This is a genomic window from Bacillus sp. JAS24-2 (assembly GCF_008274905.1).
Lineage (GTDB): Bacteria > Bacillota > Bacilli > Bacillales > Bacillaceae_G > Bacillus_A > Bacillus_A cereus.
Genome location: NZ_CP031068.1, coordinates 3,038,433 through 3,057,152, shown reverse-complemented (window position 1 = coordinate 3,057,152; position 18,720 = coordinate 3,038,433). Strand labels below are relative to the sequence as shown.

The following is an 18,720-nucleotide window of genomic DNA, read 5'->3' as shown; positions in this document are numbered from 1 at the left end:
TACTGCCTGTAACTATAATGATTACAGGTTGGTCGATACCAATCAAAAAAATAAAATCATCGTGAATGGAGATGTTTCATAATGGGTATGAAAAAATTAATTTTAGCAGGTGCTTTAGGGATCGCAGCATTATCAGGAATAAATTTACCAGGACTAGAAGTAACAAAAGCGAGTGCAGCTTCTATTGAATCGAATTTCTCGACGTTAGAAGGACGAGTAGTAGAAGTAGATAACGGTGTAATTGTTGTAAAATCTAAGCAATATGAGGAACCGGTTAGTGTGTATATTGATTCACTTTCAAATGTGAAAGTAGGAGATGAAGTAAAAGCTACTGGATCTATGATGCGTAATTTTACAGAATATATGGTTGCAACTGCAGTTGAAAATACAACAAACAAGTTAGGTATGCACATGAAAGAAGATGGCTCACCTAATTATGTAATTGGAGAAGTATCAAAAGTAGGAACGATGGAAGATGAGGGAGACGGTGCTACTAAATATGTTGTAGTTGAGTATCCATCGCTAAATGGGAAGAAAGCTATTATTGATGTTTTCTTAACAAAGGGACAAGTATTTAATGCGGGTGAGAAAGTGAAAATTGATATGAAGTATGTAGGGTGGGGCGGAAGTTCTATTAACTGGAACACAGTTGACCATATTGAAAAAGTTCATGAAGCAAAGACGAACGCTGAAAATAATGATGGTGTATGGATTTGGTCTTAATTAAAATCCTGTAAATAACAAATGTATCATGTAGTATCCAGCAAATGGTGATGTGTATGACCATTTGCTGGATACTTTTTTGCTTTGTATTTTTTGAGAATAAGGGATATCCGACTAGAATATGATGTTTAAATCAGAGCGAGTTAAAAAATACAATAATGAAAGAGGTGTTTATATATGGAGCGAGATGAGAATTATTTACGAGCTAAAAAAAGAGTGGAGAATTTAAAAGCGTTTTACATTCATTTAACGGTCTATATATTAGTTAACTTAATGCTTTTTTTCATAAATATAAGCTCTGATTCAAGTAAATTATGGTTTTTATATCCACTTGGAGGTTGGGGGATTGGTATCGTTATACACGGTTTAACAACTTTTCCATTTGGGATATTCGGAAAAGAATGGGAAGAACGAAAAATTAAAGAGTATATGGAGAAAGATAAGTGAAAAAATCAGAGATTTATGAATATAAATCTCTGTGAGCACACGTTTGATGCGAAGCCTATTCTATAGCTTCGCCTATTTGTTTTGTACTCGAAGTTAATGCGAGTACGTGTTCCTATTCATTTTTAGCATGAATTGCATGTGAAATCAAAACTTTAGTTGTAGTACATAATAAATACAGTTATTTTACTTTCTTAATTACAAGTGGATATAGGATAAAGTTGATTTATCATCCTATATTAAAATAAAAAACAAACCACTGTTCGATTTGAATATTCCACGATATAATGGTGAGAGTTTATGACAGAATAAATATTTACATAAGAAGTGAGGTACTGTATGAAAAAAAGAACGACAGACATTATTTTTATTATTATTGGTGCATTTCTTTTTGCTTTAGGTGTCAATTTATTTGTTATCCCGAACGAGTTTGGTGAGGGTGGGGTAACAGGTATCACGATTATTACGTACTATTTATTTGAATGGTCACCAGGTTTAGTTAACTTAATTTTAAATGCGATTTTGTTAATAGTCGGTTATAAATTTTTAAATAAAATCACAACAATTTATACGATTATCGCTGTAGTGACTAACTCGCTATTTCTTCATTTAACAGAAGGCTGGACGATTGCTTCGGATGAAATGCTTGTAAATGCCATTTTCGGAGGAATATTTATCGGGTGTGGTATTGGTCTTATCATTCGCGTTGGCGGAACAACTGCAGGTACTACGATCTTAGCAAGGATGACACATAAATATTTAGGCTGGAGCATTAGCTACGGTCTACTGTTCTTCGATTTAATCGTTGCATTTTCATCTTATTTCATCATTGGTGCAGAAAAACTGATGATAACAATTATTATGCTATATGTAGCAACGAAAGTGATGGAATTTGTAATTGAAGGGTTAAATCCGAAGAAGGCTATTACGATTATTTCTGATAATCCAGATGAAATTGCCGGGAAGGTGACAACCTTAATGGGGAGAGGGGTTACTGTATATTCAGGGCATGGCTATTACACGAAAACTCCGAAGGAAATTCTTTATGTTGTTATTAATAAGCAAGAAGTAGTGAAGCTAAAGCGGATTGTTCAAACTACGGATCCGGCGGCGTTCATCGCTATACACGATGTTCGTGATGTGTTCGGAGAAGGATTTGTTGATATTTCGAAGGCTTAGAAATTGTTTTTGATTAAAATAATCTTAATACTAAAACGTAAGAATCTATTTTGAATAATCTTTTTTCAAAATAGATTCTTTTTCTTTTTCTTGCAAAAAATCCAATTGTTTCTTAATGTAGTGATGTAGAAGGATGAACGAGAGAGGGTTTAATGAAGATGATACATATTTTATTAGCTGATGATGATAAGCATATTAGAGAGTTGTTGCATTACCATTTACAAAAAGAGGGGTTTAAAGTTTTTGAAGCAGAAGATGGAAAGGTAGCGCAAGACGTTTTAGAGAAGGAAAATATTCATCTTGCGATCGTAGACATTATGATGCCGTTCGTTGATGGCTATACGTTATGTGAAGAAATCCGGAAGTATCATGATATACCAGTTATTTTATTAACGGCGAAAGATCAGTTAGTTGATAAAGAAAAAGGATTCATTTCTGGTACGGACGATTATATCGTAAAACCATTTGAACCAGCTGAAGTGATTTTCCGTATGAAAGCTTTATTACGACGTTATCAAATGCTGAGTGCAGATATTATTACGTTGCACGGAACGACAATTGATCGAAAAGGTGTAGAAGTAAAGTGTAACGGTCAAACGATTTTGCTTCCTTTAAAGGAATTTGAGTTATTATCACAACTTGCTAGTTATCCTGGAAGAACATTTTCAAGAGAAGAGCTAATTGAATTAGTATGGGGAATGGATTTTGAAGGAGATGAACGAACAGTTGATGTTCATGTGAAAAGGCTGCGAGATCGTTTCTCAAAACGAACGGATGATTTTCAAATTACAACAGTGCGCGGCCTCGGGTATAAGTTGGAGTTGAAATAAGATGAAATCACTATATTCTAGATTTGTATTTATGACGGTCGGCATTATGCTACTTAGTAGTATTATCGGCTTTTTATTAACGAACGTATATTATCAAGTGAAGTTAAAACCATATAACAGTGAAAAGATTTTAAAGTATGCGGAAGAAGTTAAATCGTTATATGAAAAGCAAAGTGAAGAAAATCAAGAGACGTATTTGCATTCTATTGCAAAATTAGGGTATGAGATTTACATTGTTGATGATCAAAAGAATGGAAAGCGTATCGGTAATGCGTTTCGTAAGACGACAATAAGTGATGATACCGTTCATAAAGTATTGCAGGGGGAGACATTTAATGGTGTTTCTACTTATCCAACGCGCCTCTTTATTACAGGTTTTTTCGATAATGAATTAATTAATAGCGTCGGTGTCCCAGTACAACACGGTGATAAACAGTACGCTTTATTCATTCGCCCTGACGTTCAACAACAATTCGGCGAGATGAGAATTTTTCTAGCGGTATTATTAGGGTTTATCGTACTATTAAGTATTATTTTTATAGCGATTGCAGCAGGTTACATCGTTCGCCCAATCCGTAAATTTACGAAGGCTACGCAAAAAATTGCGAGTGGGGAATATGAAATTGAATTAGATGTAAAACGAAAAGATGAAATAGGAACGTTATCTACAAGCTTCCAAAAGATGACGAAGAGTATTAAAGAACTAGATGAAATGAGACAAGAATTCGTTTCGAACGTTTCACATGAATTTCAGTCGCCACTTTCTTCCATACAAGGTTTTTCAAAGACGTTGCAAACAGAAAAGATGAGTGAGGAAGAAAGAAATCATTACTTACAAATTATTGAGGGTGAAAGTAAGCGAATGTCTAGTTTATGTAAACAGTTACTTACGCTCGCTTCATTAGATAAAGAGGAAAAGGTTCTACAAATAAGAGAATTCAATCTGCAGAAGCAAATTAAAGACGTCATTTTTATGCTTGAGTGGAAATGGCGGGAAAAAGATATCGCCGTTGAATTTAATGTGCCAGATATCACTATAAAAGGTGATGAAAACTTACTTCATCAAGTTTGGAGTAACATTTTCACGAATAGCATTAAGTTTTCAAACGATGGTGGAACGATTGAGTTTTTCGTCGAAGAGTTAGAGTCTAGTGTCATTATTTCTATATCAGACAACGGAATCGGTATGGAAAAAGAAGAAATGGATCGTATTTTTGACCGTTTTTACAAAGTAGATACAGCAAGGACGAGAAACGTAGAAGGTAGCGGTTTAGGATTGTCGATTGTGCAGAAGATTGTTGAACTGCATCATGGAAACGTTTCGGTGTATAGTACGAAGGGGGAAGGAACGACCGTTCGGGTGGAGCTTCCGAAATAGATGGAAAGAAAGAGGCTGTTTCGGAACGGCCTCTTTTTTTTTGGTCTCTAGTATACGTGTAAAGTGAAAAAATGTGAGTCATTTTCATTACATACTCGGACGAGTTTGTGGAGTGAAATCAGGAGGAAGTTTGTTTGGAAATGTAGAATTTCTACATAGTTATAAGGATTTTATTGAAACTGTAACTATTTAGGGAGGAAATTACTTTGAAACGAATTGACGTGTTATTAAACGTACTAGATTCAACATTCGATAAAGAGAGTTGGTATGCACCGTTTAAACATGCTATTGAAGGACTTACAGCCGAACAGGCTATGTGGAAACCATCTGGTGAGGAAACGAATACCATTTGGGAGAACGTTAATCATCTCATTTATTACAAAGAGAGGCTTGCTGCAAACTTGGAAGGCCGTGAATGGACACATAATCTTGACGGAAATGACACATTTTATCTTACTAAGCAATCTAATGATGATATGGAATGGAAGAAAGTCGTTGAACGTTCTGAAAATGCTCAGTGTAATTTAAGACAGGCATTAAGTGCAATTTCCGAAAGAGAGCTTGAGCAAAATTCACTAGAGGGGAAATTACTGGATATCATGCTTCATGATGCTTATCATACAGGACAAATTATTCAATTAAGGAAAATGCAGGGTGCTTGGCCATCAAAGCGTTAACTGCCGTTATAAGTTGGTACTATTGTTGAATAAAATTTAGATATTCAAACGACTTTATTGTTATATTTTTAGTGAATTATTTTACATCCAAAATGAAATAACTATATTTTTAACCCCGTCCCCAATTTAGAACGGGGTTATGTTTGGTTTGCTATAAAGCCGCACCTTTCCCACGCTCTTCCTTAAACCGAACCCCAAAAGTATCCGCTGTAATCTCATCAGCTTTCGGCAAAGCCCGTAATTTCGGATGAAGCAGCCATACGAGAGAGATAAAGAAAATCCCGATGCTAGCGAGCGCAAAAATGAGTTGGCTACTAAATACATTTGCGGTGTATCCGCCAATTAAAGAACCGAATGGCATAGCAATTGTGCCCATACTTCGCATGACTGAATTGATGCGTCCGATATATTGATTTGGAATTACAATTTGACTAATTGTCGCAAATAATATGTTCGTGGCACCAATTGGGATCCAAGCTAGGCCGAATAAAAAAATAGACAGCCATTGAAACGGTACAATCGTAGAGAGAAACCAAAAGATAGCGCCAGTCGCAAAGCTAATAATAGAAGTGCGGCCAACATTACGTTTGCCAACCCATGAACTGAATAATGCACCGATGAGACTACCTGCTGATATAGCAGCTAAGAAGAAGCCATATGATTTCACGCCTCCTAAAGAATCAGCGAAAGAAGGGAGTATCGCCATCGTCATACCGATTGAGAAATTAGCAACAACTGAACCGATTAAGAATGCGCCCATTAAGGAACGGAAGACAATTGAAAAACCTTCTTTTAAATCTGAGAAATATTGTTTTGTTGAAAGTGATGTGCCCGTTTCGGTTTGCTTTGGCATTTTCAATGAAAAGAACAAAAGGGCAGTAATCGCGAATGTGAAAGAGTCGATCACATATAAAGTAATGGCGCCAAGTAGTGCTACTAATATGCCAGAAATCGTCGTACAAATTAAGTCAATACCTTGATACGCAAATGAGAAGAGTGAGTTTCCTTTTAATAATTGTGTTTTATGCAGTAGAAGTGGTAAAGCTTTCGATTGTGCGGGATAGGCGAATTGTTCGATAAAGGCTACGATTGGCATAATGATGAGTAGTAGTTGGACTGTTAATAGATCGAAGTAGTGTGTAATAGGAATGATTAAAATAAGAATGCATTGCAGAACTTGTGTAAGGACGAGGGTGTTTTTAATGGACCATCTATCAACGAATGGACCAGTAAGAAATTGAAGTACAGAGGGTAATAATGTAAGAAAACCAGCCAATCCAGAATAAAAAGGATTACCACTTAGCTTATATACGAGCCACATCGCGGCTACATAATACAAACTATCTCCTATGTTTGTAAAAATTCTCCCTAAAAATAATAAGAGGAAATTCCGGTTTTTCAATATGTCCATTTAATCTACTCCTTTATAATAAATTTATTCGGTAAAATAAATTTGACCGTTAGTGTAAAAAAAATCGTATTACGATTTTTCTTCTTTTTTCACAAATCGCTGCATTGCTCGTTCGTCGATTTGTAGTGCAGTAGTAGAAATGTAATAAGATTTACTATTTGGATCTTTATCCGCATCTTTTGCGATATCATTTAATTCAGCCATCAATTCATGAAACTTTTTTACCCACACTTGAAATTGTTCCGGCGTAGCATCAAACTCCCAGCAAGATGAAACGTAATTCCACTCAGCCGGGTCTTCGCTTTCTTTTCGTAATATAAAAGCTTCTTCAGGAGCAGCGAGAATATGGTTTTTCGTTGTTTCTGCCATTTGTAAAAAGATTTGGCGACCTGATTCGCTTAACATTTCTAAATGAGGTAATAGGTCTGCAGCAGGAGTGAAGCCTCTAGCGACAGATTGATAGAACTTTTGAATGATGCCATTCTTTTCTTCTGTATAAACAATCTCTATAAAACCATTCTTTTCTAATTCTTTTAAATGATAATGAATTTTCGCCCTTGGAATGCCGAATTTCTCAGATAGTAATTGTCCTGTATAAGGACGTTCGCATAGACGCATCATCATTTCGACACGTAGTGGATCGCTTATTGCTTTTAGTTGGCTATAAGTAGTGAGTGTTAACATGGGCTTCAAAATGATCAACTCCTTAAATGGAATTACTCGGTCAAGATTATTTGACTGAATTGTATCAAGGATTTTAGTTATTTTCAATACTTTCTGAAAATTAAATCTTCCCCTCTGTAATCTTCTGTTCATATTCCGTTCATATTTCTTTTTTATGATAAGTGCATAGAAAGAAAGAGGAAGGAGCGAGCGAAATGTTTTTAGCTCTGCGTGAATTGAAACAATCAAAATTAAGATACGGATTAATCGGACTGATTATGGTGTTATTATCATTTTTAGTTCTTGTTATTTCAGGATTAGCAAATGGACTATCATATGATAATGCTTCATCGATTCAAAATATGGAGGCAAATAAGTTCGTTTTAGCAGATGATGCGGAAAATAAATTACTTCGTTCACAAATTAAGAAAGACGATGTAGATAACGTAGTAAATCAAGTAGGCGAGAAAGAAGCCGTTCCGTTTCGTGTGAAAGTTTCAACATATGAAAAGAAAGATAGTTCGAAAAAGGTTGATATCGCTATTTTCTCAAGTGAACGGGATTCATTTTTAGAACCGAAAATTGTAAAAGGGGAGAAATTAGGTACAGCAAACAACGAGATGGTTGCTGACGAATCAATTAAAGAAAAAGGAATTGATATTGGAGATACAATTATTGATCCTGTTTCAAAGAAAGAATTTACAATCGTTGGATTTACGAAAGATCAAATGTTTAGCCATACACCAGTCGTTTATGTAAATGAAGACGTATGGGGTGCTATTTCACAACCAAACCAAAAAGATTATAGTGCAATTGCACTTAACACAGATAAAGAGATTAAAAATGCACACGTAATTGACAAAAAAGAAGTGCTACAAAGTATTCCAGGATTTAAAGAAGAACAAGGAACATTAACGATGATCATTGCGTTCTTACTTGTTATCGCTGCATTACTAATCGGTGTATTCTTCTACGTTATTACACTGCAAAAAACACAGCAATTAGGTGTATTAAAAGCAATCGGTACAAAGAACTCGTATTTAGCAAATAGCTTAGTCGTGCAGGCGTTATTCTTATCAGTCGTTGCGATGGTAATCAGTATCGTTCTTGTACAAGGGTTAGAACAAATTTTACCAGCAGGTATGCCGTTCTTATTAACAACACCGATGATTGCGCAATATGCAGCAATCTTTATCGTAATTAGTATTTTAGGAACACTTATTTCGTTATACCAAGTATTAAAAGTTGATGCATTAGAAGCAATTGGAGGCGGGATGTAATGACTTCATTATTAAAATTAGACAAAGTAAGTAAAGTGTACGGAGAAGGGAATACGGAAGTAACAGCCCTTCATCCGATATCGCTTGATGTGAAAGCCGGAGAATTTATCGGAATCGTCGGTCCTTCTGGATCAGGGAAAAGTACGTTATTATCAATCGCGGGTGCATTATTATCACCGTCAAAAGGGGATATTTACATTCGTGAGCAAAATATTACACAGTTATCAGAAAAGGAAATGACAGACATTCGTTTGAAAAAAATCGGCTTCATTTTCCAGTTTGCAAACCTTGTTCCATATTTAAATGTGAAAGAACAGTTACTTTACATTGCAAAGCTAAAAAAAGAAAGTAAACAAGAATCCGAAAAGCGTGCAGATCATTTATTAGCGGCATTTGGATTAGGAGAAAGAAAGAATCATTATCCAAATCAACTATCTGGCGGGGAAAAACAAAGGGTAGCAATCGCTCGTGCGTTCATGAACAACCCAGATTTAATATTAGCGGATGAGCCAACGGCAAGCTTAGACTCAAAACGCGCACGTGAAGTTGTTGAAATGATGAAACGCGAAGTGAAAGAGAGCCAAAAAGCAGCAATTATGATTACACATGATGAAAGAATGCTTGATGTATGTGATCGTATATTGACGCTTCGAGATGGACAGTTAATATAAAAAAAGGAAAACCGTACATGTATGTGCGGTTTTCCTTTTTTTATGGACTTATTTAGAGAATAACGTTTTAATTTTATTACGAGTAAGTAATAAAACACCGCCTAATACAGATAGCATTCCTAGAGCCATATTGTTTGATTGCTCGCTACCAGCGTTAGGAAGTTCTTTAGCGTTATTGTTTTTAGTACCATTATCTGCTTGCATTTGTTTAGACTGTGATACTTCATTAATCTTGTTATCAACATTTTGCTTCGTTGTATGTAACTCAGCTAATTTGTCGTCAATTTTTTTCTCAGTATGCTTAAAGTCGTTGATTTTAATATCTAAGTCTTGTTTTTTCTTTGATAAATCATCTGAAACAGTTTGTTTCGATTGTTTAATTTCGTTAATTTTATTAATTAAATCTTGTCTAGCTTCTTGTAAAACAGCTAGTTTGTTTTTTACATCTTGTTTAGCTAATTCTAAGTTAGCGGAAAGACTGTCTAAATTGCCTTTAATTTTCTTAAGTTCCTCTAACGTGTTACCGGTATTCGGCTTGTTTTCTTTTAGTTCAGCGAGTTTGTCCTCAGCAGTTTGTTTCGCTTTCTTTAACTCAGCTAATTTTTCATCTACTTGTTTTTTAACTTCCTTAAGTTCATTAACCTTTTGATCAATGTTCTCTTTATGTTGCTTCATTTCATTCACTTTTTCATCGACAGTTTGTTTATGTTCTTTAATCTCATTCACTTTGTTATCGATATTTTGCTTATGTTCTTTTACTTCAGCAACTTTATCTTCTACTTGTTTTTTATGCTCTTTAATTTCAGCGATTTTATCTTCGGCGATTTGTTTGTCTTGCTGCAGTTTTGCATCTAGTTCTTGTTTATGCTGTTTAACTTCGTTAATTTTTTCATCAGCAACTTGTTTACGTTCATGTAGTTCATTCACCTTCGTATCAACATTTTCCTTAACCTTGTTAAGTTCATTTAATGTTTGATCCACGTTTTCTTTGTGTTGCTGCAATTTTGCATCTAACTCTTGTTTATGTTGCTTAATTTCAGCTAATCGATCTCCCGTACTTTGCTGAGGAGTAGCATCATTTACTTCCGCATGAGCAGAGTTCGCGCCAGCAATCATTGCTAAAGCTAGTGTAGACGCAGCAATTGTTTGTTTTGTTTTCATATTTTTGTACCTCTTTTCTTTCATATGCATGAACTGTTTTGTGTAAAAATGAGCATATAGAAGTAGATTATCTTATTATTATATACTATGTTAGGCGCTTAGAGGAAGGATTTGCATAATAATCTATGATTATGTAATTTTTATAATCTCTTATTTGGGGTAGGGGATAAACCTTTAGCTAGATGAACAATTTCTTCTATAGTAAAGCTTACATCTTTATTATTGCGAATAACAAACAAATAATCAGCCTCGTTTTCTACAGGATCTACCACATCATCGTGAAGTGATTCAGTTTGTTGTCGATCAAGTACTTCTTTGAAACTAGAATATCCACCTCTAAAAATATTCGTACTTCGCGTGCTTCGAGCCACTCTTTCGTAAAGTACATCATCTGGAATGTCAAAATGAACTAATATGCGTACATATTCATTCTGTGGAAATAATTCGTTTAGTAAATAGAATCTTCCGCTTTTACTGCGATTGGAATTACAAATAATAAGGTGTAAATTTGTATGTTCTTTCGCATAATCAACAATGAATTTTGAAAGACCGTGCTTAAATGTATTAGCACCTTCAGCCGGCTGTAATTTTTCATAATGCGTGTTAATAAATTCAGCTTGGTTATCTTGATCCATAACGAAAGAGTGGGGTAACTCTTTTTCTAAAGCTTTTGCAAATGTAGTTTTACCGCTGTGTGTTTTTCCTACAGTAATAATGACGAATCGTTTCATATTGGCCTCCATTTGTATTGTTATGAACTGGAATATTCGGTGTAGATCGAAATCTTCCTGCTAGAGATTACACAAATTGTTGGAGCGTTAGTAGGCTGAAAACTTGACAAAAAAACTTATTTATGCTATAATTTACCAATATAAAAATAAGGTGTATAATAGGGTTCTCCTGGCCAGGGGAACCCTATTTTTGTTGTGAAAATGAAGGAGAGTGTATGTGCGTGAAACAAGGTGAAGCAAGTGTAACGTCGTTAGTATCAGCTTTCAGCAGGGCATATCATAGTGAATTTGATAATCCGAAAATCTTTGATGATTATGTAGCTAAAGAGTTCATTTCGCCAAAAGAACGAATTAATATTGAAACGAATATGGTTCAAGGGATTCACTTTTTCAATAAAGAAATTGCAGAGCAGTTTCAAGACAATCCAAAAGAAATATTAAAATGGATTACGCAAGTTCAGTTATCACCAACACCTTTAGCACGTGCCGCATATTGTGAAAGAGTATTACTACATGAAATTACATTAGGAGCGAAACAATACGTCATACTCGGTGCAGGCTTAGATACGTTCAGTTTTAGACACCGAGAATTAGAAAATAAAATAGAAATATTTGAAGTGGATCATCCTTCTACGCAGGCGTTTAAGAAGGAAAGAATAAAAGAAGTAGAAATTGAAGTTCCAAATAACCTTCATTTTGTTTCAATGGATTTTACGAAAGGATTTTTCTATGAGCAGTTACGGAATGAAGGATTTGAAAATAAAAAGACGTTCTTTAGTCTATTAGGTGTAACGTACTATTTAACGAAAGAGGAACTTGCTAGTTTATTAGAATGTTTATTCGAGATGGTTCCGGCAGGTAGTTCTATCGTTTTTGATTATCCCGATGAAAATTTGTTTACGGAAAAGGGACTGTCCAATCGAGTTGAAAATATGGTAAAAATGGCTGCGGTAGGCGGAGAACCAATGAAATCATGTTTTTCTTATGCCGAAATGGAAGCACTGTTTGAGAAGGCGGGCTTACTTATTTATGAGCATTTATCGCCAGAAGACATAAATAAATTATATTTTGAAGGACGAAACGATTATTTGAAAGCTTTTGAGACAGTGCATTATGTGCATGCGGTGAAAAGGTAGGAAATTAGTAGGCATGGGGAGGAATCTCTGTGTCTTTTTTTATAAAAAAGGAAATGAGCTGTAGTGGTGGAAAATATAATTATAAATATATATAAATTAATGTTTTGTAGAAACTAAAGGAAAGGGGAAATAGAAGATGTTGAAATTACGAGGAAAATACAATGAAGCGAAAGTATATACTACGAATGTAGAAAAAATGGCAGCAGGTCAAATTATTGATCTTTGTAACCAAGAATTCGTAAAGGATAGCAAGATCCGTATTATGCCAGATACACATGCGGGCGCAGGTTGTACGATTGGGACAACAATGACAGTTCAAGATAAGATTGTTCCTAATTTAGTCGGGGTTAACTAATCGGCTCAGACTTTAAACTACTCACTCAATTGACTGGAAACCCTAACGATAAAAGACGAGGGCAATCAGCAGCCAGTGGTTATGGTGACATAATCGAATGGTTCAGAGACTTGCACCATGTTAGCAGACTAAGGTACAGAATTATTCCTCATCCATTTTGAGTTGAAGAGGAATAATTAATACGGTGAGCCTACAGTAGAGACTGCATATCTCGATGACTGTAGAGAAGGTATAGTCCACACTTTCAGGAAACTGGGAGGTAAGTACGATATTGGTTGTGGCATGGAGGTTGTTATAATTAATAAGAAAAAAGAGGAAATCAACTTCGATTACTTAGACGAAACGATACGTAAATTTGTCCCAAGTGGTTTTCGTATTCGAGATAAGGAACATAGATTTTCAAAAATGATTGATTTTGATAGTGTAAGAGCCCCGTTTACATTGCAACGTGCTCAAAAAAGTATTGGTACACTTGGCGGGGGCAATCATTTTGTCGAACTGAATGAGGATGATGAAGGAAATGTATACATTGTTATTCATAGTGGTTCGCGTAATTTAGGGAAACAAGTAGCAGAGTATTATCAAAACTTTGCTTACGAGCAACTTATAAACGTTAAATCTATTAAAGAAGAAATTATTGAGCGTTTAACGAAAGAAGGCAGACAACAAGAAATACATGAAGCTTTACGTGAAATTAAGAAACCGGTGATTTGTAAAGAATTAGCTTATTTAGAAGGACAAGGATTTAAAGATTACATGAATGATATGAAAATTGCACAAAAATATGCGGAGTTAAATCGTAAAGCAATGATTGATGAAATCGTCACTACAATGGATTGGAAAGTAACAGATCAATTCACTACAATCCATAACTACATCGATATGGACAATATGATTCTAAGAAAAGGTGCTATTTCAGCTCAGAAAGATGAACGAGTAATCATTCCAATCAATATGAGAGATGGTTCAATCATTGCATTTGGTAAAGGAAATCCAGATTGGAACTTTTCTGGCCCTCATGGAGCAGGGCGTATTATGAGTCGCAAGAAGGCGAAAGAAGTACTTAACTTAGAGGATTTTCAAAATACAATGACAGAGGTTTGGACTACATCTGTTGCAGAAAGTACTTTAGATGAAGCACCAATGGTATATAAGCCAATGGATGAAATTATTGAGAATACAAAAGAAACAATTGATATTAAACATATTATTAAGCCACTTTACAATTTTAAGGCTAATTAAAAGAGGAGTAACGTTTATTAAAGAAAGAGAACTTGAAAAGATAGCATATTTTGTGGCGGTTATATAACAGAGATTAAAAAGACAACATATTAAACTAAGAGATTCATCATATTCATTTACATTTATGTAATGTTAAAGACTAGAAAGCTAGATTGGCGCGAATTGCTAATTGTGGAGTGTGTAGAAAAGACAAAATCTCTTAAAAAACACTTAATTTTTTATTCCATTAATCTTTACAATCTCCCCTTATAATGTGAATTGGACAAGCACCTAAGAGAAAGCAGAATATGTCAGTTTGTACATTCTATTATTAGGGGGAGAATTTGTATGAAAAAGACAGTTGCTTCGTTAGCAGTTATGGCGGCATTATTACCGACATTTTCAGCACATGCGGAAGGGAAAGAGCAAGTTCGAAAATCAGCTACAACTTTTAATGTTATTAGTGACATTCAAGGTGATTTAGGAGATTTTGATCACGTATTAAAAGATATGAATAAAGTAACGCCACTTTCTAGAGCGCTTATTATGAATGGGGATATAACGCCGACTGGACAACAGTCACAATATGATGATGTAAAGCGTGTGTTAAATAAAAATAAGCATCCAGAAAATGTATGGTCTACTGTTGGGAATCATGAGTTTTATGCTGGTAAATGGACAGCAGATGGGAAACTCTCTCAAAGTACATGGCCAAATGGTGTAACTGAGGAAACTTTATTTAACCGCTATCTGAAATTTAGTGGACAAGAAAAGGTATATCATAAAAAAGAATTAGATGGCTATCCACTTTTATTTTTAGGAACTGAAAAATATATGAAATACCACGATTCAAAAATGTGGGATGAAGTATATATGAGTGATGAGCAATTAGGTTGGTTAAAACAAAATTTAGAAGAGTATAGTCAAAAAGATAAAAATAAACCAATCTTTATTTTCTCTCATCACGTTTTACCTGATACAGTATCTGGATCAAGACAATCACCATATTTACAAGATTATTTAAACGTGGATAAATTGTACGATATATTAAAAGACTATCCGCAGGTCGTTTTCTTTACGAGTCATACGCATTGGGATTTAAACTTACCGGACTGGGCTGGTAAAAAGAAAATTGCAGGCGGAGATAAAAAAGGATTTACTGTTGTAAATACGGGCGGGATTGAAACGGGCTGGATGTCAGCAGGACCAAATGGAGGAGAGAAAACTGCTCCAGATGGCTATTCATTTAAACAAGGGTTACAAGTGAAAGCATATGGTAACGATGTAATTGTGACAGCTTACGATTACAAACGTGATAAGGATATAAAGAAGTTATTAATTAGTGATTCAAAAATTGCGCAGATGGCACCAAATGTAACGGCAGATGATAGTGAAAATATAATTGTCGGTGCAACTGAATATATGGAGTATTCTATAGAAGGAACGAATGAGTGGCATACGTATAGTAAAGCAAACCCTCCGAAATTTGATGGGGATAAAGTCGTATACGTACGCCATAAAGGTGAAATGAATTTAGAGCCGGGATTAACACAGTTACTTCGTTTTTCGGTAAATAAGTGATTGGAGGGAGTCTGCATTTGAATGTGTAGGCTCTTTTTTTGTTGATGAGGAAGGGGTTGCCTGTCTGTCGTTTTTTGTCGATAGATCGATATATTAAGAAAATCGTTGATATATTGCAAGTTACGATAGATATATTTGAAAAATCGTTGATATATTGCAAGTTACGATAGATATATTTGAAAAATCGTTGATATATTGAAAGGAATGAACGATATATTTAAAAAATCGTTGATATAAATTTCATGTACCGTAATTAAGTTAAAATCATTAATACGGTTTTACTTATCAAAATGAAATTCTAATACATTTTTAACCGAGAAAGATGACTTCACCATTTTTACGTGTAATAATAGTAACGTTACATATATTGTGAAAGAAGTACAAAAGGAGCGTTACAATGAATTTAGCTAAATTCCCGAGAAAAAAATATACAGAATCATATACACCAATTGAAAAGTTAAACAACTTTTCTGAAGCACTTGGTGGCCCGACTATTTATTTTAAACGAGATGATTTACTTGGTTTAACAGCTGGTGGCAATAAGACGAGAAAATTAGAATTTTTAGTTGCAGATGCACAGGAAAATGGTGCAGATACGTTAATTACAGCTGGTGGTATTCAGTCAAATCATTGCCGCCTGACACTGGCAGCTGCGGTAAAAGAAAAAATGAAATGTATCCTTGTATTAGAGGAAGGGCTTGAGCCAGAAGAGAAGAGAGACTTTAACGGAAACTATTTCTTATATCACTTATTAGGTGCTGAAAATGTCATTGTTGTACCGAACGGAGCAGATCTTATGGAAGAAATGCATAAAGTAGCACAAGAAGTAAGTGAAAAAGGTAATACACCATATGTAATTCCAGTTGGTGGATCAAACCCTACGGGTGCTATGGGATACGTTGCTTGTGCGCAAGAAATTATGGCGCAATCATTTGAGCAAGGAATTGATTTCAGTTCAGTTGTTTGTGTAAGTGGTAGCGGCGGTATGCATGCTGGTTTAGTTACTGGTTTTTCTGGAACACAAAGCCATATTCCTGTAATCGGGATTAACGTAAGTAGAGGAAAAGCTGAGCAAGAAGAGAAAGTAGCAAAACTTGTAGATGAAACTTCAGCACATGTTGGTATTCCAAACTTTATCTCGCGCGACGCTGTTACGTGCTTTGATGAATATGTAGGACCAGGCTATGCGTTACCAACGCCGGAAATGGTAGAGGCAGTTCAGTTACTTGCGAAAACAGAAGGTATTTTACTTGATCCAGTGTATACAGGTAAGGCAGTAGCGGGATTAATCGACTTAATTAGAAAAGATAAATTTAATAAGGAAGACAATATTTTATTCGTACATTCAGGTGGTTCACCAGCTTTATATGCGAATACTTCTTTATTTGCGTAAGTGTAAAAAGCATTGGGTATCCAATGCTTTTTTGTTATATACTGGAATTGTCGAGAGGTGGGAGGATTATATGAACTCAAATTTAAAATGGATTATATATACGGTACTCGGCATTTCTATTCTATTAATCTTATTTGTGGCTTATGGGGTGTATTCGTATTTTATATTTTAAAATCGTAATGGAAGTGAACCATAATGTAATGTATGTTATAGTTTGATATGTTAATTACTTACAATACTTTCTACAAGGAGAATACATAATGAGAGCAAAGAAACTAGTAACGTTAGCAGTTCCATTTATGCTGTTAGTCGGATGCGAGGTAGAAGATAAAGATTCTACTCATAAGACTGAGCAAACTAGTAAAGCAATAACGAAAACAGTAATTTCTGAACAACAGTATCCGTACTACATATGTGAGCAAGTGGTAGAGTTCCAATTTAAGAAGGATGAACTATTACTAAACTTAGGAGAATCCTTAAAGGACAAAGAAAAAGCAAAAGCAAAAGCTGTTTTAAAAACATCAAACGAGATAGATAAAATTTTAGACAATATGGAACACATAAAAGTACCTGATACATACAAAGACATTCACAAATCCATACAAGAAGGGGTAACAGAGGCAAGAAAAGCAACGAAGTTAATTAAGGATGCTGGTAAAGAAGATAAACAGAAGATTCAAGAAGCTACAATGAAAGGTACTGAATTTTTATCAGGTGTAGACGGAGAGCATTGGAAAAAAGCAATTTATGAGTTATCACAGGAAAACAAAGATGCTTATAGTAAGGCACTTGATAAGAAAGTAAAGGAGCACTCAAAGTAAAACAGTAACTTGTAACAATACATATCCACCTAAAATTTCCGCGAATGCTATGCTAGGAAGTTAGGTGGGAGATTACTGTCCTTAAATGTGGCTGATTAAAGCTACAGCCACATTCTCCTGTTCTAATTAACTAAAAGAAGAACTTCCCCATCCCGATTAGACTACTGATCATTCCTATTCCACTCATGGTGCCTTTTCCTGCTGTAAGTAAGTTTCCAAGCATTCCTAGCTGACCGTTACCTCCGTTATTTCCCCATCCCATTGGGGCCCACGGACCACCCCATCCTGGAGGGTTTCCAAAAACACCCGAGTTATTGGTATTGAAATGAAAAGCCTTAGCTGGCGGCGATAGTAAAGCTGCGAGATGACCTTGTGCGAACATCCCTGTATGATTGAATGGTTGCGCCCAGGGGAAGGGAGGTTTTTGAAAATTAAAACCTGCATGACTTGGTAATGGAGTCCAATTAGCAGGATGACCTTGGGGCATTATCCCTGCATAATTAATTGGCTGCCCCCAAGAGAAGAGAGGGGGATGGGGATTGAACCCCGTATAATTGGCTGATGAATCCCAACTAACTGGATAGACTCGGTAACTCCAATTCTCAGGAATCTTCAAATCATTCATTACCTCAGATGTAGTTATTTCGGGCTGTGAATATAATGAAATTTGGTTAGTATATTGTTCCCCGTTTCCCTTTGAATTCAAATACCAATATTGGTCCATACGCTTATTCTCCTCACTTTAAAAATGTAATGTTAGACTTAGCCTATGTAATATTCCTTTTTATGGATGGTTACATAACTAGATCTACAAGCCTGTATTTAAAGGAATGGGTGCGTAGTCTTTTTGATTTTTCTCGCTGCCTGTAAAATTCCCATTGATGTAAAGTTTCACTTTATTTTAGAAGGGGATTTTCAGTTGCTTCTTTTTTGTATTTCAGCCTAATTTAAATTCCGTTAACAAACATTTTTATAAAGGTTTAATCAACAAAAAGATTTTAAAATGGTATGTTGAGCAAGTGGAATTGCTAAAAAGAGAATATCCATTCGAAGAGTTTGGCAAAA

General features: G+C 35.2%; 18 protein-coding genes and 1 pseudogene. 14 read left to right on the top strand and 5 right to left on the bottom strand.

Annotated features, from left to right (window positions below; translation table 11 throughout):
* Window positions 1–81: 81 nt before the first annotated feature.
* From DN407_RS15805 to DN407_RS15780, 6 genes are all read left to right on the top strand, one after another.
* Window positions 82–723, top strand: a complete 642-nt coding sequence (locus tag DN407_RS15805) for a hypothetical protein (RefSeq protein ID WP_149216467.1) — start codon at window positions 82–84, stop codon at window positions 721–723.
* A 177-nt stretch (window positions 724–900) separates the two neighbouring features.
* Entirely contained in the window at window positions 901–1,170 is a 270-nt protein-coding gene (locus DN407_RS15800; protein ID WP_000438994.1) for a 2TM domain-containing protein, read from the top strand.
* Window positions 1,171–1,506: 336 nt separating this feature from the next.
* A complete protein-coding gene (locus DN407_RS15795; RefSeq protein ID WP_000747492.1) occupies window positions 1,507–2,346 on the top strand; it encodes a YitT family protein in 840 nt (279 codons plus the stop codon).
* A 152-nt stretch (window positions 2,347–2,498) separates the two neighbouring features.
* The gene (locus DN407_RS15790) at window positions 2,499–3,176 is read left to right on the top strand and encodes a response regulator transcription factor (RefSeq protein WP_000781961.1); all 678 of its coding nucleotides are present in this window, start codon (window positions 2,499–2,501) and stop codon (window positions 3,174–3,176) included.
* 1 nt (window position 3,177) lies between these two features.
* Window positions 3,178–4,554, top strand: a complete 1,377-nt coding sequence (locus DN407_RS15785; protein ID WP_000839528.1) for a sensor histidine kinase — start codon at window positions 3,178–3,180, stop codon at window positions 4,552–4,554.
* 206 nt (window positions 4,555–4,760) lie between these two features.
* Window positions 4,761–5,231, top strand: coding sequence for a DinB family protein (locus DN407_RS15780; protein ID WP_000821015.1), 471 nt, complete (start codon window positions 4,761–4,763; stop codon window positions 5,229–5,231).
* Window positions 5,232–5,382: 151 nt separating this feature from the next.
* Here DN407_RS15780 and DN407_RS15775 read toward each other — a convergent pair whose 3' ends face one another.
* Together DN407_RS15775 and DN407_RS15770 are read right to left on the bottom strand one after the other, a co-directional pair.
* The gene (locus DN407_RS15775) at window positions 5,383–6,642 is read right to left on the bottom strand and encodes an MFS transporter (protein ID WP_149216466.1); all 1,260 of its coding nucleotides are present in this window, start codon (window positions 6,640–6,642) and stop codon (window positions 5,383–5,385) included.
* Window positions 6,643–6,711: 69 nt separating this feature from the next.
* Window positions 6,712–7,335 carry an ArsR/SmtB family transcription factor gene (locus tag DN407_RS15770; protein ID WP_000803871.1) on the bottom strand — a complete coding sequence of 208 codons (624 nt, stop codon included), beginning with the start codon at window positions 7,333–7,335 and terminating at the stop codon, window positions 6,712–6,714.
* A gap of 185 nt (window positions 7,336–7,520) precedes the next feature.
* Between DN407_RS15770 and DN407_RS15765 the strand changes: the two genes are divergently transcribed.
* On the top strand, window positions 7,521–8,585 hold the full coding sequence (locus tag DN407_RS15765) for an ABC transporter permease (protein WP_000477749.1): 1,065 nt from the start codon (window positions 7,521–7,523) through the stop codon (window positions 8,583–8,585).
* Window positions 8,585–9,256 (top strand): ABC transporter ATP-binding protein, encoded by a 672-nt coding sequence (locus DN407_RS15760; RefSeq protein WP_000202597.1) that lies wholly within the window; start codon window positions 8,585–8,587, stop codon window positions 9,254–9,256. Before DN407_RS15765 ends, DN407_RS15760 begins: the two co-directional genes overlap by 1 nt.
* A gap of 48 nt (window positions 9,257–9,304) precedes the next feature.
* On the opposite strand, the gene DN407_RS15755 is transcribed toward DN407_RS15760, so the two are convergent.
* The gene (locus DN407_RS15755) at window positions 9,305–10,417 is read right to left on the bottom strand and encodes an LPXTG cell wall anchor domain-containing protein (RefSeq protein WP_000851006.1); all 1,113 of its coding nucleotides are present in this window, start codon (window positions 10,415–10,417) and stop codon (window positions 9,305–9,307) included.
* 140 nt (window positions 10,418–10,557) lie between these two features.
* On the bottom strand, window positions 10,558–11,160 hold the full coding sequence (locus DN407_RS15750; RefSeq protein ID WP_140160684.1) for an AAA family ATPase: 603 nt from the start codon (window positions 11,158–11,160) through the stop codon (window positions 10,558–10,560).
* A gap of 203 nt (window positions 11,161–11,363) precedes the next feature.
* On the opposite strand from DN407_RS15750, the gene DN407_RS15745 reads away from it, so the two are divergent.
* The 6 genes and pseudogenes from DN407_RS15745 (at window position 11,364) to DN407_RS15720 (ending at window position 17,655) form a co-directional block, all read left to right on the top strand.
* On the top strand, window positions 11,364–12,284 hold the full coding sequence (locus DN407_RS15745) for a class I SAM-dependent methyltransferase (RefSeq protein ID WP_097796241.1): 921 nt from the start codon (window positions 11,364–11,366) through the stop codon (window positions 12,282–12,284).
* 136 nt (window positions 12,285–12,420) lie between these two features.
* Window positions 12,421–12,636 (top strand): annotated as a pseudogene (locus tag DN407_RS15740) (RtcB family protein); the annotation flags it as partial.
* Between the two features lie 285 nt (window positions 12,637–12,921).
* Entirely contained in the window at window positions 12,922–13,881 is a 960-nt protein-coding gene (locus tag DN407_RS15735) for an RtcB family protein (protein WP_098434882.1), read from the top strand.
* A 327-nt stretch (window positions 13,882–14,208) separates the two neighbouring features.
* On the top strand, window positions 14,209–15,441 hold the full coding sequence (locus DN407_RS15730) for a DUF4073 domain-containing protein (RefSeq protein WP_061654910.1): 1,233 nt from the start codon (window positions 14,209–14,211) through the stop codon (window positions 15,439–15,441).
* A 397-nt stretch (window positions 15,442–15,838) separates the two neighbouring features.
* Window positions 15,839–16,834: a D-cysteate sulfo-lyase gene (gene cuyA, locus DN407_RS15725; protein WP_001046619.1), complete on the top strand. Its 996-nt coding sequence runs from the start codon at window positions 15,839–15,841 to the stop codon at window positions 16,832–16,834.
* 260 nt (window positions 16,835–17,094) lie between these two features.
* Complete coding sequence (locus DN407_RS15720; protein WP_149216465.1) at window positions 17,095–17,655, top strand: hypothetical protein; 561 nt, start codon at window positions 17,095–17,097, stop codon at window positions 17,653–17,655.
* Between the two features lie 130 nt (window positions 17,656–17,785).
* Here the strand turns inward: DN407_RS15720 and DN407_RS15715 are convergent, their stop codons facing one another.
* Complete coding sequence (locus DN407_RS15715) at window positions 17,786–18,379, bottom strand: hypothetical protein (RefSeq protein WP_149216464.1); 594 nt, start codon at window positions 18,377–18,379, stop codon at window positions 17,786–17,788.
* Window positions 18,380–18,720 lie beyond the last annotated feature (341 nt).

Excerpts from the sequence above, each read along its gene's own strand:
- DN407_RS15730 (WP_061654910.1), top strand. The coding sequence starts at position 14,209 with ATGAAAAAGACAGTTGCTTCGTTAGCAGTTATGGCGGCATTATTACCG.
- DN407_RS15800 (WP_000438994.1), top strand. The coding sequence starts at position 901 with ATGGAGCGAGATGAGAATTATTTACGAGCTAAAAAAAGAGTGGAGAAT.
- DN407_RS15735 (WP_098434882.1), top strand. The coding sequence starts at position 12,922 with ATGGAGGTTGTTATAATTAATAAGAAAAAAGAGGAAATCAACTTCGAT.
- DN407_RS15795 (WP_000747492.1), top strand. The coding sequence starts at position 1,507 with ATGAAAAAAAGAACGACAGACATTATTTTTATTATTATTGGTGCATTT.
- DN407_RS15755 (WP_000851006.1), bottom strand. The coding sequence starts at position 10,417 with ATGAAAACAAAACAAACAATTGCTGCGTCTACACTAGCTTTAGCAATG.
- DN407_RS15745 (WP_097796241.1), top strand. The coding sequence starts at position 11,364 with ATGTGCGTGAAACAAGGTGAAGCAAGTGTAACGTCGTTAGTATCAGCT.
- DN407_RS15775 (WP_149216466.1), bottom strand. The coding sequence starts at position 6,642 with ATGGACATATTGAAAAACCGGAATTTCCTCTTATTATTTTTAGGGAGA.
- cuyA (WP_001046619.1), top strand. The coding sequence starts at position 15,839 with ATGAATTTAGCTAAATTCCCGAGAAAAAAATATACAGAATCATATACA.
- DN407_RS15715 (WP_149216464.1), bottom strand. The coding sequence starts at position 18,379 with ATGGACCAATATTGGTATTTGAATTCAAAGGGAAACGGGGAACAATAT.
- DN407_RS15785 (WP_000839528.1), top strand. The coding sequence starts at position 3,178 with ATGAAATCACTATATTCTAGATTTGTATTTATGACGGTCGGCATTATG.
- DN407_RS15750 (WP_140160684.1), bottom strand. The coding sequence starts at position 11,160 with ATGGAGGCCAATATGAAACGATTCGTCATTATTACTGTAGGAAAAACA.
- DN407_RS15760 (WP_000202597.1), top strand. The coding sequence starts at position 8,585 with ATGACTTCATTATTAAAATTAGACAAAGTAAGTAAAGTGTACGGAGAA.
- DN407_RS15805 (WP_149216467.1), top strand. The coding sequence starts at position 82 with ATGGGTATGAAAAAATTAATTTTAGCAGGTGCTTTAGGGATCGCAGCA.
- DN407_RS15765 (WP_000477749.1), top strand. The coding sequence starts at position 7,521 with ATGTTTTTAGCTCTGCGTGAATTGAAACAATCAAAATTAAGATACGGA.
- DN407_RS15720 (WP_149216465.1), top strand. The coding sequence starts at position 17,095 with ATGAGAGCAAAGAAACTAGTAACGTTAGCAGTTCCATTTATGCTGTTA.
- DN407_RS15790 (WP_000781961.1), top strand. The coding sequence starts at position 2,499 with ATGAAGATGATACATATTTTATTAGCTGATGATGATAAGCATATTAGA.